This is a genomic window from Paraburkholderia guartelaensis, assembly GCF_004353905.1.
Lineage (GTDB): Bacteria > Pseudomonadota > Gammaproteobacteria > Burkholderiales > Burkholderiaceae > Paraburkholderia > Paraburkholderia guartelaensis.
Window position 1 is genome coordinate 25,842 of record NZ_SMOD01000039.1, and the last position, 16,321, is coordinate 42,162.

General features: G+C 57.6%; 12 protein-coding genes and 1 riboswitch. All 12 genes read right to left on the bottom strand.

What is annotated here, in order from left to right:
• Window positions 1-16 precede the first annotated feature (16 nt).
• Entirely contained in the window at window positions 17-1,411 is a 1,395-nt protein-coding gene (locus E1N52_RS34110) for an amino acid permease (protein ID WP_133188170.1), read from the bottom strand.
• Between the two features lie 623 nt (window positions 1,412-2,034).
• Window positions 2,035-3,300 carry a D-amino acid dehydrogenase gene (locus E1N52_RS34115; protein WP_133188172.1) on the bottom strand — a complete coding sequence of 422 codons (1,266 nt, stop codon included), beginning with the start codon at window positions 3,298-3,300 and terminating at the stop codon, window positions 2,035-2,037.
• A gap of 142 nt (window positions 3,301-3,442) precedes the next feature.
• A riboswitch (glycine riboswitch) is annotated at window positions 3,443-3,540 on the bottom strand.
• A gap of 243 nt (window positions 3,541-3,783) precedes the next feature.
• A complete protein-coding gene (locus E1N52_RS34120; protein WP_246089326.1) occupies window positions 3,784-4,335 on the bottom strand; it encodes a hypothetical protein in 552 nt (183 codons plus the stop codon).
• A 332-nt stretch (window positions 4,336-4,667) separates the two neighbouring features.
• Window positions 4,668-5,828 carry a porin gene (locus E1N52_RS34125; RefSeq protein WP_133188174.1) on the bottom strand — a complete coding sequence of 387 codons (1,161 nt, stop codon included), beginning with the start codon at window positions 5,826-5,828 and terminating at the stop codon, window positions 4,668-4,670.
• A gap of 254 nt (window positions 5,829-6,082) precedes the next feature.
• Window positions 6,083-7,348, bottom strand: a complete 1,266-nt coding sequence (locus tag E1N52_RS34130) for an IS256 family transposase (RefSeq protein WP_133188230.1) — start codon at window positions 7,346-7,348, stop codon at window positions 6,083-6,085.
• Between the two features lie 156 nt (window positions 7,349-7,504).
• Entirely contained in the window at window positions 7,505-8,221 is a 717-nt protein-coding gene (locus tag E1N52_RS34135) for an ABC transporter ATP-binding protein (RefSeq protein WP_133188176.1), read from the bottom strand.
• The gene (locus E1N52_RS34140; RefSeq protein ID WP_133188178.1) at window positions 8,221-8,997 is read right to left on the bottom strand and encodes an ABC transporter ATP-binding protein; all 777 of its coding nucleotides are present in this window, start codon (window positions 8,995-8,997) and stop codon (window positions 8,221-8,223) included. The genes E1N52_RS34135 and E1N52_RS34140 overlap by 1 nt, the downstream gene beginning before the upstream one ends.
• A 19-nt stretch (window positions 8,998-9,016) precedes the next feature.
• Window positions 9,017-10,177 carry an ABC transporter permease subunit gene (locus E1N52_RS34145; protein ID WP_133188180.1) on the bottom strand — a complete coding sequence of 387 codons (1,161 nt, stop codon included), beginning with the start codon at window positions 10,175-10,177 and terminating at the stop codon, window positions 9,017-9,019.
• Window positions 10,178-10,599: 422 nt separating this feature from the next.
• Complete coding sequence (locus tag E1N52_RS34155) at window positions 10,600-11,550, bottom strand: branched-chain amino acid ABC transporter permease (RefSeq protein WP_133188232.1); 951 nt, start codon at window positions 11,548-11,550, stop codon at window positions 10,600-10,602.
• 344 nt (window positions 11,551-11,894) lie between these two features.
• Window positions 11,895-13,040 (bottom strand): branched-chain amino acid ABC transporter substrate-binding protein, encoded by a 1,146-nt coding sequence (locus E1N52_RS34160; RefSeq protein WP_165979505.1) that lies wholly within the window; start codon window positions 13,038-13,040, stop codon window positions 11,895-11,897.
• Between the two features lie 326 nt (window positions 13,041-13,366).
• A complete protein-coding gene (locus tag E1N52_RS34165) occupies window positions 13,367-14,671 on the bottom strand; it encodes a M20 family metallo-hydrolase (RefSeq protein ID WP_133188184.1) in 1,305 nt (434 codons plus the stop codon).
• Between the two features lie 72 nt (window positions 14,672-14,743).
• Window positions 14,744-16,252 (bottom strand): aldehyde dehydrogenase, encoded by a 1,509-nt coding sequence (locus tag E1N52_RS34170; protein ID WP_133188186.1) that lies wholly within the window; start codon window positions 16,250-16,252, stop codon window positions 14,744-14,746.
• Window positions 16,253-16,321 lie beyond the last annotated feature (69 nt).

Here is a 16,321-nt window from a genome sequence, read left to right on the forward strand (position 1 = left end):
CTTTGCTGTCAGGCGACTACTGAAGTTGTCCACCCGCGCCGACCGATAGCCTCCCGACCTGGCGGTGGTGACCGAAGCCGTAGTAAGCCGCTACCAGCACTGCAATCCAGATAGGCCCAACAATCGCGGCAATGCGCGTCTCGGGAAAATATCCGATGAATCCAAACACTGCCGTCAAGAACAATCCAGTTGCATAGGACCCAAAGGGGAATATGATTGCGCTGCTTTTCTGCGCCGCCGTTCGGGCAGCAGCTGTTCTTCGCCGGAACCGGTCATGCGAGACCAGAATCGTGCCCCACGTCCAGATCGCTCCGAAAGTCGAAATAGACGTCAGCCAAACAAATACCTGCTTTGGCGCCAGGTAGTTCAGAAGTATCCCTGCGAACAGGCATATAACCGATAGCCAGATCGCCGGTCCAGGTACGCCATTCTGAAGGACCTTGCCGCAAATTCTCGGTGCCTGACCTTGCTGCGCCAGGTTATATGCCAGGCGCCCCATACCGTATAGATTGCTGTTGCACGATGACAAAGCGGCCGTCAATACGACAAAATTGACAATCCCGGCAGCGGATCGGATACCAAGCTTGTCAAACGTCATTACGAACGGGCTCCCGTGCGTCCCAAGCTGATCCCATGGAAAGATCGCCATGATGACAAACAATGCGCCCACATAAAACACCAGTACGCGCAGGAAAACAGCGTTCACTGCACGCGAGAGTGTCTTTTCGGGATTCTTCGCCTCGCCTGCGGTTACGCCAAGCATCTCAATGCCCTGGTACGCAAACATGACCATCGGCAACGCCATCAGGACACCCTTGATCCCGTTGGGCATGAATCCGTTGTGACGCCAAAGATTGGAAATTCCAGTTGGTACTCCGCCGTTTCCAATGCCGATGAAGATCATTCCTATGCCGGTGACAATGACCAGAATGATGGTCACAACCTTGACAAGCGCGAACCAGAATTCCAGCTCTCCGAATGCCTTGACCGCAAGAAAGTTGACGACTCCCACCGAGAGAAGCGCGGCCAGCGCCCATATCCACGGGGCGACGTTCGGGAACCAGAGCGACATATAAATCCCGACTGCTGCTGTTTCACACATCGCGGCCGCAAGTGCAGTAAGCCAATAGGTCCACCCGACCAGATACCCAGCAAGAGGTCCGATTTCGTCCTGCGCGTAGCGGCTAAACGAACCTGCGACCGGTTTGGCTACTGCCATCTCCCCCAAGGCGCGCATGATGACAAAAATCGCAGCCCCCGCAATCAGATAGCTGACCAGAATCGCCGGGCCTGCCGTGTGGATGGCGTTTGCAGATCCGAGAAACAGACCTACCCCAATTGCCGTTCCCAGCGCCATCAACCTTAGGTGTCTCTCCTCCAGACCTCGATGTAACGATTTGTCTTGCCTCATGAATCCAACTCCATGTTTCTACCGAAATCTTTGCTTGTTAAATCGACTGCCGCGGCAGACTCGCGTCACGTAGGAATCGATGTAGACAGTCATGCAATCCTTCGTGGCACGCCGGACTTGTACAAGTGTCGTGACGACATACACCGACCACATATGGTCTCGACCCGCTCGCCTGAACCGCCTGTGTGCCCTGCTGCAGCATTTCGCAAGCAGAATCAGGAACGCCTACACAATCGGCACCAGCCGCACTCGCACGATGCACGTCGTTGATATTCGGCGCACCGCTGGTCGGATACCGGGCCGCCGGGCACATCAGCCACGAAGCGCCTCCATGAAATAAACTGTCCTTGTATGAAAGGTACTTGCCTTAAGAGAAACGGAATATCCGTGTTAACCCGCCGTACGGCCGGTTGTCACCGCGTTATGTCCTGGCGGGTGCGCCTGGGCAAAATGCGAGTTCAACGACAAGGACTCGAAGTCATTAATGTTCGACGGCGAGCAAGTCAGGGCAACGCCCCTCGAATTGCGGGGCGTCGAATCATGCATTGCTGGGTGGTAGCTCGATCGGCCCGCGGTGTGGGACGCGCAAAATCGCGCGCCAAGGGCCAGCTTGTGGAGGAAGCTTACGCCGGGGCAAATCCGGCGCTTGCACGCGCGCGGGAAATGACCTCTGCTACCGCTTCAGCTGTGGCAGCGGATAACGTCCAGCCCAGGTGCCCGTGTCCAGTGTTGTAGAAAACGCCTGGAAGCCTGCCCGTCCCCACCTTTGGAAGCATTGATGGCAACATCGGGCGAAGACCCGCCCATGGAATTACCCGGGACGTAGCAACCTGCGGAAAATACTGACGTGTCCACGAGGTTAGAGGAGCGATACGGTCCGCGCGGATATCCCTGTTGAACCCGTTGATTTCAGCAGTTCCTGCAACGCGGAAACGGTCAACGCCAAGTCGGCTCGTTACAATTTTCGCACTGTCGTCAAGGAGGCTGACCCAAGGGGCGCCACTTCGGCTCCCTTCGTCTTCGAGGCACACCGTGATCGAGTAACCCTTCACCGGATAGACGTTGACGTGATCACCCAGCTTCGCGGCAAATTGCCGGCTGTTGACGCCAGCGCAGACTACAACGCTGTCAAACTCGTGCCTCCGAGTATCAGCGACATCGGAATTGTCAGGGTTCGTGTGGTCCACGATCAGTGTGAACAGGCCCGAAGAATCCCGCGTAATGGAAGAAATCGAGGCATCAAAACAAAAGTCCACCCCCATTCTGGCGCACGCATCGGCAAGACCACGCGTGAATTTATGAATGTCGCCTGTCGAGTCGGAGGGAGTGAAAAAGCCGCCGTAGAAGTCGCCCGCCATTGTCGGCTCAATCGCATGGATCTCGTTGTTTGTCACTGGGTCACGGTCAAGCCCCCCCTTTCTTAGCAACTCGTTCACTTTTTCCGCGGTGTCGAAGCTTGCCTTGTCTTTATAAATGTGCAGGATGCCACGGCGCTCGAGGTCAAACTGGATATTCTCTTTTTCCGCAATCGCAAGGAGGTTCTCCCGCGCCTGAAGCGCCAGGCGGACAGTCTCGACCGTATTCGCCTTGTAGTTCGGTATCTGGCGAAGAAACTCGAAGATCCACGAGTACTTGTGCCAGTTTGGCGCGGGATTTAGCAACAGCGGCGCATCGCGCGTCAGCATCCATCGCAAACCCTTGATTACGGTTGCAGCGCTGTTCCAGACTTCTGCGTTGCTGACAGATAGCTGCCCTCCGTTCGCAAAGGATGTTTCCATTGCGGCATAGCGATGGCGTTCGAAGACGGTTACGTCAAACCCCCGCTGGGCGAGAGCATAGGCTGTGGTTACGCCGGTTACGCCGGCGCCAATAATGGCGATTCGATTCATGTGACGATCCAGATGAGATTAAGAGCTTGCCGCAATCGGCGCTAGTGCCCCATCTGTCCGTGTACCTGAGAGCTTATCCCCTGACTGACTACGCAGAAAGGTCTCCTTCGGTGTGCGCGCAAGTGCGCCTCTCTCCAGATGTTCCAACGTCACGGTCCTTTTGCCTGAGAGTTTCCGGGGCGGTTGCTCCGTCGGCGTCGTTCTCCATTGCCGGATCACGATCTCTCCCGCGATATCTATTGCGAACTAAGCAAGACTACACGATTGAACCACAACCGGCAACGGCACATACTTCGTTTTCCAAATCATCTACAAACGACTTGCTGCGACACACAGCCACCGATAACCGCCTGGGACACTTCGTTTGCTTTCCGAGTGGATCTGCAGTCCCGACGACGGCTTTCGGCGTGGCACTACGGATGAGTGGATCCGCGCCGGATTCGTACAAGTACGTGACTCTGTTCGCGCACCGGAGTCGGCTGTCTAGACGTTCACCCGCTTACGTATACCCATCGCACGGCGCGCCTGTAGTCTCCGCACAAGTTGGGGGATCGACATCCTCTTCGCTTCGTCTGCTTCGAAGTTCAATTTCGATTTCGTGTGCGCGTCAACAATAGCGCCTAATGGTGCATCTTTTATCTGCTGATCGTAAAGTGAGAGCAGTTCTGTCGCCGCGCTGAACGCGTCGTCGTCGAGAAAGTAGCTAGCACCTCCGGCAACCTGCAGACTAAGCGCGCATAGGTGGCGGTCGACCGCTGCGAAGACTGCCACGTCCCGAATGCCAAACCCCGCTTCGTAGAGGTAAAAGCTTTCGAACATGGTTCGGACAAGCGTGCCAAGATGAAAAGCCTTGCCATGCGGACTTCGCAGCGCGACCACGCAGAGATGGTTGCGCAAAGAAATCTGAATGAACGCGGCAAGCGGTACCTGAGCGCGCGCAGTGCTGGGCGGAATACGCCTTTCCCCAGCGTGCACGAATGAAACACCTTGCATTTCAAACACCTGATTTACATTAGAACTGTTCGGACGCTGCATTCCACGCGTTCCATCCGGCACATCTAGCATCTTCGATTTCGCAGCGCCGGAGCCGAATACCACAATCCTGGAGATCGGCACTCTAGCTAACTTTCTTTCGCGTTCCGCCCACCGTACCAGTCGTGGTTCCAGTGCGATTCACAGTGGTTGCGGAAGCCGGTATACGGACCGGCACCGCGGCGCTAAGGTTCACACCACCCACGGCCCGCTAACGGTCACTAGCACCACCGTATGCGTGATCTCAAAACGTCTTGTTGTCCACCGCTTCTGGCAAGTCAGTTCGCCGTGCGACGCGCTGGCACCGCACGGCCTTTACCATTGCCGGGGCGGACTCAGAACTTGTGGCGGATCGCCGCGCGAATCACGAACTGGTTCGCCGTCGATGAGGCATCAGCTGCGCCTGGGACATAAGCGAGATCCAGTGCGGTACCCGTTTTGTCGCCTCCCACGTGCTGATAAGCGCCTTGCAGATATACGTCAGTGCGCTTAGACAGGTTGTAATCTGCCATCAAGCCAACAGAATGGATTTTCGGGGTGGAATTGCCGGTCGATGCCTCGGCTTTTTCCAGCGTGAAAACGTACTGGATACCCGCGAAAAAGGCTGGCGTAAACTGGTACTTGAAGTTTGCCTCGAAATTCTGAAACTTCAACGCATTGAGCGTGCCATTTGTCGGCAGGATCGAACCGGAAATGTATGTCGTCGACAAAGGCTGGGTGATGTTCGTGTTCGTGTATGCGAAACCAGCCGTTGCCGAACCGAACGTATAGTTGATACCGGCACCAAAAATGCGCAGGCGCGTCGCGAGGAAATTCTCGTCGCCGCCGTTGTTGATTGCGCCGCCGGACGTCGCCGAAGGGTTGTCGGCCTGGAGGTATGCAGCCGCCAACAGTACCCCGCCATTTACGTACTGACCGCCAAAACTATACTGACGGTTATTTGCGAACTCGGTACTGTTGCTGAAGCTGTAGGTGCCGCCGAACTGGAACCCGGCCAGGTTCGTGCTCGTATATTTGATGGTGTTGTTGACCCGGAACGAATTATCGGTATTGTCATTGTCATACGGATGGGCGAAAAGGTAGCCGGCCCAGTTACCGTTGGCAGTCGTTTGTGCCAGGTAGTCTACGACGGAGTCGTACTGGCGGCCAAACGTCAACGCACCGTATCGATCACTGGAAAGGCCGACGAACGCCTGCCGGCCAAACATAAGACCGCCCTGGCCGAGCTTGCCGTTGTTTACGTTGAAACCGTTTTCGAGTGTGAAAATTGCCGAGAGTCCGCCACCGAGATCCTCAGCGCCTTTCAGACCCCAGCGACTACCTTGCACGTAGCCACTCTGGAGTTCGTATACGTGACTACCGCCAACGTTGTTCGTGTAGTTGAAGCCCTCGTCGATCACGCCATACAAAGTAACGGTGCTCTGAGCATGCGCGACTCCGGCGAATGCAAAAACCGATGCCACGGCAATCAATTTCTTTTTCAATTGGATCTCCATACCTGTGCTGATTATTTTGGATGCTTCACTCTTTCAAACGGACCTGCCACAACTAACCGCGTGTGCTTGACATCTTCTCTGCACTACTATTTTTTAGCTAGACCGTATGTAATGTCGGCCAATCTCTACTCGTATCTTGATAGACAATTTTTCTATGACAGTAGAAACTCACAAATTCTCATCGGACGACGTACGCAATGTTCATCGGAGCTAACGTCAAGAGTGGTGTACGGGCTGCATCGCGACGGTCGATTTCAAGCGGCGAGTTTCTGCTGAACCGGTCGATCGTCTTGCACCGGTTCGCCGTCCTTGAAGGGGATGCCTTCGAGCAACAGCTTGATCTTTTCCGGACCGTTGATACGGCGCCAGGTCTTCTCCGCCTCCTCGATCAGCTTGAATGCCAGACCAAGGAAGGTCGGCCGCGACACGCAATTACGCGTACGCGTCGTGCGATGACGTACCGTCGCGAACGTCGACTCGATCGCGTTGGTCGTGCGCAAATGCTGCCAGTGCTCGGCGGGGAAGTCGTAAAACGCCAACAGGCTCTCGCGATCCTTTTTCAGCGTCTCGGTTGCCTTCGGATATTTCGCTGCATGGATCGACACGAAACGATCGAAAGCGGCGTATGCGTCGGCGCGCGTGGCGGCCATCCAGATCGCCTGCATGTCGGCCTTCGCGCGTGCCTGTTGCGACTTGGGTAATGCATTGAGCACATTGCCCATCTTGTGGAACCAGCAGCGCTGGCCGCGCGTGGCCGGAAACACTTCCTCCAGCGCCGCCCAGAAGCCCATCGCGCCGTCGCCGACTGCCATCAGCGGACCAGCCTGCAGGCCCCGCACCTTCAGGTCGAGCAGCAGCTCCAGCCACGAGGCCTTCGTCTCCCGATACCCGTCGCCGATCGCCACGCGCTCTTTGCTCCCGTCCGGCTTCACGCCGATGATCACCAGCAGGCATTGGCCGTCTGAGTTCTCGCTGCGCAGGCCGGTGTGAATGCCGTCAACCCACCAATAGACGTAGCACGACTTCGACAGGTCACGCCGGCTCCACGCCGCATGCTCTTCGGCCCACTGCGCCTTCAACCGGCTCACGACATTCGCCGACAAGCCCTTGGCGTCTTCGCCCAGCAGGACACGCAACGCTTCGCCGATATCGCCCGTCGAGACGCCCTTCAGATACAGCCACGGCAGCGCCGCGCTTACACGGGGCGACTTCCTCACGTACGGCGGGACAATCGATGAATTGAACTTCACCCCCGATCCTGATCGATCGCGCACCTTCGGAACCCTCACCGGGATCGGCCCGGCCGCCGTCAACACCTCGCGTTCAGGCAAGTAGCCGTTGCGTACCACGGCGCGTTGCCCGTGCAGCGTCTTCACGTTCGTGAACCGTTCAAGCAGCTCTGCCAGCTCCGCTTCGATCGCTTGCTGAATCACTTGCCGCGCCGCTTGACGGACCAATTCGTCCAGCCCGAGGCCGGCTCCCGATAGACCGACGACCGCTTTTTCCGTAAACTTGCTCATGGTGGATGGTTTTGTTGTTCGCTGGTTTCCGACTTCGACAATCAGATTCTCAGCTGAAACCTCCACCGCCTTCAATTTCCCGCCTCAACTCCCCCGTACACCACTTCCGACTTTAGCTCTGTTCATCGCAGCATGGACGTGTGACGCCGATGGACGCTATTCACCCAGATACGCAGCCCGCACCTTCGGATCGTCGAGCATCTGCCTGGCTTCGCCTTCCATCGTCACGAGACCCGAGTCCATCACGTAGCCGCGATTGGCTGCCTGCAGTGCGAGACGTGCGTTCTGCTCCACGAGCAGCACCGTGATCCCTTCCGACGAGATCGTGCGCACCACTTCGAAGATCTTCTCGACCATGATCGGCGAGAGACCCATCGAAGGCTCGTCGAGCAGCAGAAGCTTCGGCTTGCTGATGATCGCGCGCGCCATGGCCAGCATCTGCTGCTCGCCGCCCGAGAGCGTGCCTGCGAGCTGCGTCGCGCGTTCCTTCAGGCGCGGGAAGAAGCCGAACATGCGCTCGACGTCCTTCTGGATGCCGTCGTTGTCGCTGCGCAGGTACGCGCCCATCTGCATGTTTTCGAGAATCGACATGCGCGCAAAGATGCCCCGGCCTTCCGGCACCATCGCGAGGCCCCGCTTGAGCAGCTCATGCGCGGGCACGCCCTTGATCGACTGGCCCATGTACTCGATGTCGCCAGCCGAGTACGGCTTCAGACCCGTGATCGCCTTCATCGTCGTGGTCTTGCCCGCGCCGTTCGCGCCGATCAGCGTGACGAGTTCGCCCGCGCGAACGTCCATGTCCACGCCCTTGACCGCCTGGATCCCGCCGTAGTTGACCTGCAGACCCTTGATTTTCAGAACCGATGTCGACATTAGTGAACCCCCGCACCCAGATATGCCTCGATCACCTTCGGGTCCTTCTGCACGTCATGCGGCAGCCCTTCGGAGATCACCTTGCCATAGTCGAGCACTGTCATCCGGTTGCACAGGCCCATCACCAGTTTCACGTCGTGCTCGATCAGCAGGATGGTCTTGCCATCGGCGCGGATCTTGTCGAGCAGGCGCGTGAGTTCGACCTTCTCGGTCGCGTTCATGCCGGCCGCCGGCTCGTCGAGCGCGAGCAGCTTCGGGTCGGTCGCGAGCGCGCGCGCGATTTCCAGACGGCGCTGGTGGCCGTACGAGAGATTGCGCGAGGTGTAGTCCGCGTATTGCGCGATGCCCACGTATTCGAGCAGCTCGATCGCGCGTTCCTTGATCTCGCGCTCTTCCTTGCGCTCCGCCGGAGTTTGCAGCACCGCACCGATCAGGCCGTGCTTCGTGCGCACGTGGCGGCCGACCATTACGTTTTCGAGCGCCGTCATGCCGCCGAACAGACGAATGTTCTGGAAGGTACGCGCGATGCCGGCCTTCGCCACCTGATAAACGGCGGTCGGCGTATAGGCCGTGCCATCGAGCTTGAATTCGCCCGAATCAGGCGTGTAGAGACCGGTAATCACGTTGAAGAACGTCGTCTTGCCGGCGCCGTTCGGGCCGATCAGGCCGTAGATCGTGCCTTCCTCGATCTGCAGGCCGACGTCGGACAGCGCCTGCAGGCCGCCGAAGCGCTTGTTCACGGCTTTCACGGACAGGCGAATGGGTTTGTTGCTCATCTCGTCTCGCTCCAATCCGTTATGCGCGCACCGGCGTCTTGCCCGTGCGTTTGCCAATCTTCGCAATTTTGTCTTCGTGCTTCGGCGCGGGCCACAGCCCTTCCTGGCGATACAGCATGATCAGAACCATCGCGAGTGCATACACGAGTTGACGGACCACTTCCGTGTCGACGATCTGATGACCGAAGACGAGGTTCTGCAGCGGGCCCGTCGTCGTACGCAGGAACTCGGGGAGTACAGCAAGCAGCACGGCACCGAGGATCACGCCCGGAATATGACCCATCCCGCCCAGAACAACGCACGCCAGCACGACAATCGACTCCGACAACGTGAACGATTCCGGCGAAACGAAACCCTGAAACGCGCCGAACATCGCACCCGAAAGACCACCGAACGAAGCGCCCATCGCGAAGGCGAGCAGCTTGACGTTACGGGTGTTGATGCCCATCGCCTTGGCTGCAATTTCGTCCTCCCGGATCGCGGCCCACGCACGACCGATACGTGAGTGCTGCAGGCGCGTGCAGACCCAGATCACGAACAGCGCGCACAGTACGAAAACGTAGTAGTACGAGTACACCGAAGGGAACTGGAATCCAAATATCGAGTGCGTCTGCGCAAGGCTAAAGTCGCCGATGTGGATCGGATCGATGGCCGTGATACCCTTTGGGCCGTTTGTGATGTTGACCGGCCGGTCGAGGTTGTTCATGAAGATACGAACGATTTCGCCGAAGCCGAGAGTCACGATCGCGAGGTAGTCGCCGCGCAGACGCAGCGTCGGCGCGCCGAGCAGCACGCCGAAGCACGCAGCGAGCGCCATGGCGATCGGGACGATGATGAGGAACGGTACGTGCAGACCATTCGGCGCGATATGCGCAATCCATTCGAACTGCGTCGACAGCTGCGGCGACGACAGCAGCGCCGCCGTATAGGCGCCGACCGCGTAGAAGGCAATGTAGCCGAGATCAAGCAAGCCTGCAAAGCCGACCACGACGTTCAGCCCGAGCCCTAACATCACATACAGCATCGCGAAATCGAGCACCCTGACCCAGTAGTTGCCGCCTGCTGAGCCGACGATCATCGGCGCGGCGATCACGAGCGCAGCTGTCACCACTACTGTCAAAGCAGATTTCGCAAGATGGCGCGCATCAAGGCGAGGCGTCGATGGCTGAATGTAAGTCATTTGTCAAATGGTCCATTTATAAAGTCGTTGAACCGGCGAATGCTCATAGCCGGCCTGTCTTGATTGGGCGGAAATATGCGCCACGTACCGTCTCGGTGACGGAAGAAGAACATTGCGACAAGCCCTACGGACGTCAGTGCCTCAACGCAGACATAACATTCGCCCCGAAATGGTCGGTTTCTGAATTCCACAACCCGGACGGGTCGACCCGGCAGCGGCGCGAGCCAGTACTCGACCATCATCCTTAGCGACCTCTCTGCACGCGTCACTAACGTCTCCGTACAGTCGTTTGATGCTGAGGTCCCGTTGCAGGCTCGCAAATCAACGTTTTCCGCGGGCCGCGCACGTCAGTCGATTCTTTAAGGCGCGCGCGAACTGCTGGCGAGTCGAATACGCCTCACTCACGACGTGGGGTCCCTGGCTCATGCACGATCAGCCACGCGTTCGCCGAGGAGACCCGACGGACGGAACACCAGCACGATGATCAGCACGATGAATGCAAACACATCCTGATAGTTACTGCCGAATATTCCGCCGGTCAGGTTCCCGATGTATCCAGCACCCAGCTGTTCTATCAAGCCGAGAATCACGCCCCCCACCATTGCGCCACCGAGGTTGCCGATACCGCCCAGCACTGCTGCGGTGAACGCCTTCATGCCAGGGATGAAGCCCATGTAGAAGTGAGCATTGCCGTACTCCGACGCGATCATCACGCCCGCCAAGGCAGCCAGAGCCGAACCGATCATGAAGGTTGCCGAGATCACGAAGTTCGGATTCACTCCCATTAGCGAGGCGACACCCGGGTTTTCGGCGATCGCGCGCATCGCGCGGCCGAGCTTGGTCTTGTGCACAAGAAGCAGAAGGCCGGACATCACGACAAACGCGACAGCGATGATGACGATTTCCGTCATCGATATCACGGCGCCCGTTGTCGTGTCGGTCGCCTTGATCACGTTGAGCGGATCGGTCGGGAGAAGCTGCGGAAACGGCAACGGGTTACGCGACCAGATCATCATCGCTAGGGTCTGCAGCAAGATCGACACCCCGATCGCGGTGATCAAGGGGGCAAGGCGCGGCGCCTTGCGCAATGGCCGATAAGCCACTCGCTCTATCGTGTAACCGACTCCCGCACATACGACTGCCGCAATTGCCAGGGCGATACACAGCGTCGGCACATTGCCGAGACCTGGGAAATGGTTCTCCAGCACACTGATCGCCGACAGTGCGACCATCGCGCCCACCATCAGTACATCGCCATGCGCGAAGTTGATGATGCCGAGAATGCCGTACACCATCGTATAGCCTAGTGCGATGATGGCGTAGACGCTGCCAAGCACAAGTCCGTTGAGGATTTGTTGAACAAAAATATCCATTTTGCGCAGAGTTTTAACGAATAACGCACACGCAGGAATGACGCTCGTCATCGCCAGGCGACCCAATGACGAGCACTGCATGAGTTTTCAGGTGTCCCTAGCGCTAAGTCGCCGGATCTGCGCCGAAACGGCGTCTGATGCCTGGGGCGACAGCTGTAGCGGGGCGTGGATGAATCGGTGACCTGAACTGAGAGATATCTCTTGTCGTTTGCCGTGAGATCATGCAGTGAACGCGATGTGCCGCACACCCTGCTGGTATCTCATCTTTTGCGCCGGTCGGATCGCGCCCCCCCCGAACGGGGGGGCGCGTAACGCCCCCTCTTACGCCCTTTTCAAGAGGTCGTTCACATCCGAACCGAATCCAGAAGCGTGCGATTCCCGTCGACGTAGTGATAGAGGGAGATCACTGGATTCTTGATATCGCCGTGTTGATCGAACTGCGTACGGCCAAGTACACCCACGTAGTTCGTACCCTGCATTTCGGCGGAGAGTTTCTGAGGGTCGGTAGAGTTGGCGCGCTTCATCGCGTCGACGATGATATAGACGGCGTCGTAGGCGAACGGCGAATATGTCTGAATAGGTACATGGAAGCGTTCGGTATATTTCTTCTCGAACGCGGTGCCGCGCGGCATCTTTTCGAGTGCCATCCCGGCTTCCGAGCAGATCACCTGGCTGATACCCTTGCCGGCCAAATCGACAAGCTTGCCCGTACAGACACCGTCACCAGCCAGCACGGGAACCGTGATGCCCAGCTGTTGCGCCTGTCTGACGAACGGGCCACCCGTCGCATCCTGACCGCCATACATGATTGCGTCCGGTTTCTCGCCCTTGATCTTCGTCAGGATTGCCCTGAAATCGATCGTCTTGTCCGTACTGGCATCTCGCGAGATCAGCTTGATACCTTGCGATCGAGCAGCATCAGCGAACTGATCGGCAAGACCTTGTCCATACGCGGTTGCGTCATCGACAATAGCTATCGTCTTGATGTGAAGGTTTTTCAATGCATAGGTCGCGAGCGCTGGTCCCTGCTGTGCATCCGTTGCCACCATTCGGTAAGCGGTTTTGAAACCCTGCTGGGTATACGTCGGATTGGTTGCAGAGGGTGAAATCTGCACAATCCCCGCGTCGCTATAAATCTTGGAAGCGGGAATTGTAGTGCCCGAAGTCAGGTGACCGATGACCGCAACAACCTTGTCGTCAACAAGCTTCTGCGCAACCTGCGTGGCGGTTCTGGGATCACCCGCGTCGTCTTCGGCCTCCAGTTGTAGAACCACATTCTTCCCGCCCACAACCAGATGCGAGGCATTGATTTCCTCAATGGCGAGGCGCGCTCCATTCTCGGTGTCCTTGCCCAGATGAGCGATGCCTCCTGTCAACGGCGCAACGTGGCCAATCTTGACTACCTCGTCTGCATTGGCGGTCACTGCCGCGCAGGCGACGATAGTCGCGACAGCGATTATGGTATTGGAACGACGCATCTCCATCACGATTTCCTCTTCAGTTACTTCGTTATGCGAATCAATTTAATGATAAATATCTGCAACTACGTAGATCAGGAAAGCATCAGCGTCCATAAAAGCTGTGCCTCAACAGGGTCCGGCAACGCGTCGACCCCTACTCAGTCGACAGACGCTGTAATTCAGGCAACGCAAGTGTCGGTGGTCAATTTGTTGATGTCAAGACACTTTCCTACTCGGACTTACCCTTTCTTTTAAGACAAATCACTTTTCACATGACTCTCAAAACCAGCCCTCTTTCATATCAAATAGGAATACGAATTAAATACTCCACGAAATCATAGTCCGTTTCGTGCGACTCAGTGCCCCAGAGACTGCGAAGGCACGTTGCGGTCGTCTTCCGGCGCCGTGGCGCCTCGCTGATTCACACTTTGATCGGCCAGGGAGACAAGCGTCCGGAGCAGCACATTTGCGCCCGCCGCGAGGTCATCTGGTGCGGTCCACTCATCTTCGTGATGACTTATTCCCAATCGGGAAGGCACAAAGATCATTCCTGTCGGCGCTACCTTTGACAATCGACAAGCGTCGTGCATCGCCCCGCTGGTCATTCGCATCGCCGGATAACCTACGCTTTGGGTTATAGCCGCAACCGTCTCAACGATGCAGGTATCAAATTCAATAGGAGGTACGACCATCGTCCTGCGCATAGTCGTCTCTACGCCCTCTTCGACGCCGATGACGTGTGCCTTTGCAGCCAGCACGTTTTCGATTCGATCCAGCAGGCCTGCACTCTGGTGACGCAGGTCTATCGAGAAGGACGAGAACCCTGGGACAGTGTTCGGCGAACCCGGCTTTACAGAAACACGCCCGACGGTAAATCGGATTTCTGGGTCGATCGACAGCACTTCTTGACGCATACTCTGCGTGATTCGCGCGAGTGCCATGAAGCTATCCTGTCGGGCTGCCATCGGCGTGGTCCCCGCGTGCCGATCACTACCTTGCAATTCAACGTCATACCACCGAACTCCCTGCACTCCCTCTACGACGCCGATAGTGCGTTCGTATTGCTCCAGAACCGGCCCTTGCTCTATATGCAATTCGACATACGCGATCGGGTCGAGTGCACGACGCGAAAACGTTCCCGCGTAGCCAATTCGGGCCAGTTCATCACCAAACCGTGCGCCATCCGGAGCGACGATGGCTCGGGCAAACGAAAGATCGAGGTCGCCCGCATACCCGCTCGAACCGGTCAGGCCAGGGGAGAATCGTGCGCCCTCCTCGTTCGTCCAGTTCACCACCGCGATTGCCCGCTCAGTGCAAATGTTGTGGTCATTGAGCGTACGAATCACCTCAAGTCCGGCAAGTACGCCGTAGATTCCATCCAGGCGGCCTCCATTGGGCTGTGTATCCAGATGACTGCCCGTCAGCACCACCGAACTATCGAGGCGACTGCCTGCCCGAATCGCGAAAATGTTTCCGAAGGCATCCACATGCACGCTGCAGCCCGCCTCGCGGCACCATGTGACAAACTGGTCCCGACCGAGCTTGTCTTCATCCGTCAAGGAGATGCGGCAGCATCCACCGTTGTCCTTGGCGCCGATTCCCGCCATCGTGTCGATGGTTGCCTGGAGCCGCTCCAGATTGATTTTCGGAAGGGAATTCATGCGTAAATCGTCCGATTCAAGTCGTTACCTCATCTGGCACAATGGAAGCCCAGATGAGGCAACATCAGTTCGTCAGGATTTCAGGTCGAACCACGTCGTCTTCAGAGCCGTGTACTTGTCGAAGGCATGCAACGACAGATCTCGACCGATCCCCGACTGCTTGAACCCGCCGAAGGGCGTCATGACACTAACCTGATCGACTGCATTCACGGATACGGTGCCAGCGCGCAGAAGCGCCGCGACACGGTGGGCCCGCTTCAGATTGTCAGTCCATACAGATGCACCGAGCCCATAGATCGAATCGTTCGCAATACGGATAGCCTCCTCTTCCGTCTCGAATTCGATCAGACCGAGAACGGGGCCGAATACTTCCTCCTGGGCGAGCGTATCTGACGGCTTCACATCGTCAAAGATCGTCGGGAACAGGAAGCACCCATTGTTCGATTCCGTGCAGCGTTCCCCACCCGTCAACAGGCGGTTTTGATTTTTCCCGATGCCGATATAGCGCAAGACCCTTTGAGTCTGCTCTTCGTCGACCATCGCCCCCATCGTCGATGCCGGATCCAGCGGATCACCGGGACGGTAACTATCAGCCGCCTCCAGCAGAGCGGCAACAAACTGCGCCTTGACGCTACGCTGAACCAGCACGCGCGAAGTTGCGGAACACACCTCTCCCTGATTGAAGAAGATTCCCTGCGCAGCTGCCCGGGCGGCCGCTTTCACGTCGGCGCAATCTTCAAAAACAAGCAGAGGACTCTTGCCACCGCACTCGAGCCAGACCTGCTTCATGTTCGAGCTTCCAGAATAGCCCAGGAACAGCTTTCCAACTTCGGTCGAACCCGTAAAAGCAACGCAATCGATGTCTGGATGCAATCCGATTGCCCGGCCAGCGGTCTGACCAAACCCCGGCAGGACGTTGAACACGCCCGCAGGCACGCCAGCCTGGGCGGCCAGCTCGGCGAGCTTCAGCGCCGTCAGGGGTGACTGCTCTGCTGGCTTGAGAATGACGCTGTTCCCGGCAGCCAGCGCGGGTGCACATTTCCATGCCGCCATCTTTAGCGGAAAATTCCAGGGCACCACGGCGCCAACCACGCCGACCGCCTCGCGACGGATAGTGACGAGCGTGCCGTCGCCGGTCGGAGCGACCTCGTCATAGACCTTGTCAAGAGCCTCGGCGAACCACTGGAAAACTTCTGCCGACCCGGGTACATCAAGAGTCGCGGCGTCGACGACCAGTTTGCCCATGTCAAGAGATTCCAGCACCGCGAGTTCATCGCGATGCTCCAGAATCAGTTGACTCAAGCGCAAGAGAACCCGCTTGCGTTCTGCCGGCGCAACTCGGGACCATACTCCACGATTGAAGGCCTCGCGAGCGGCTTCGACGGCGCGGTCAACATCGTGCGTGTCGCACGAAGCAATCGAGGCCAGAACGGCTCCTGTTGCCGGATTGACCGAGTCGAACGTTTCGCCGGAAATCGCGTTGACGAACTTGCCGTCAATGAATGCCTGCGTCGGGAACTTGATGCGACCGGCGAGTGCTTTCCAGTCCTCGGCCGATTGAGAGAATTGGGGGCTCTGCATTTTGACAGGTGTCCGTTAGATATCTGCGTGGAACTTTCGCCAGCCATCGCGTGTGCAACGGCTGGCACA

Coding starts and splice junctions, on each gene's coding strand:
- E1N52_RS34125 (WP_133188174.1), bottom strand. CDS start 5,828: ATGGAGATCCAATTGAAAAAGAAATTGATTGCCGTGGCATCGGTTTTT.
- E1N52_RS34155 (WP_133188232.1), bottom strand. CDS start 11,550: ATGGATATTTTTGTTCAACAAATCCTCAACGGACTTGTGCTTGGCAGC.
- E1N52_RS34140 (WP_133188178.1), bottom strand. CDS start 8,997: ATGAGCAACAAACCCATTCGCCTGTCCGTGAAAGCCGTGAACAAGCGC.
- E1N52_RS34130 (WP_133188230.1), bottom strand. CDS start 7,348: ATGAGCAAGTTTACGGAAAAAGCGGTCGTCGGTCTATCGGGAGCCGGC.
- E1N52_RS34145 (WP_133188180.1), bottom strand. CDS start 10,177: ATGACTTACATTCAGCCATCGACGCCTCGCCTTGATGCGCGCCATCTT.
- E1N52_RS34135 (WP_133188176.1), bottom strand. CDS start 8,221: ATGTCGACATCGGTTCTGAAAATCAAGGGTCTGCAGGTCAACTACGGC.
- E1N52_RS34170 (WP_133188186.1), bottom strand. CDS start 16,252: ATGCAGAGCCCCCAATTCTCTCAATCGGCCGAGGACTGGAAAGCACTC.
- E1N52_RS34115 (WP_133188172.1), bottom strand. CDS start 3,300: ATGAATCGAATCGCCATTATTGGCGCCGGCGTAACCGGCGTAACCACA.
- E1N52_RS34165 (WP_133188184.1), bottom strand. CDS start 14,671: ATGAATTCCCTTCCGAAAATCAATCTGGAGCGGCTCCAGGCAACCATC.
- E1N52_RS34120 (WP_246089326.1), bottom strand. CDS start 4,335: ATGCAGCGTCCGAACAGTTCTAATGTAAATCAGGTGTTTGAAATGCAA.
- E1N52_RS34110 (WP_133188170.1), bottom strand. CDS start 1,411: ATGAGGCAAGACAAATCGTTACATCGAGGTCTGGAGGAGAGACACCTA.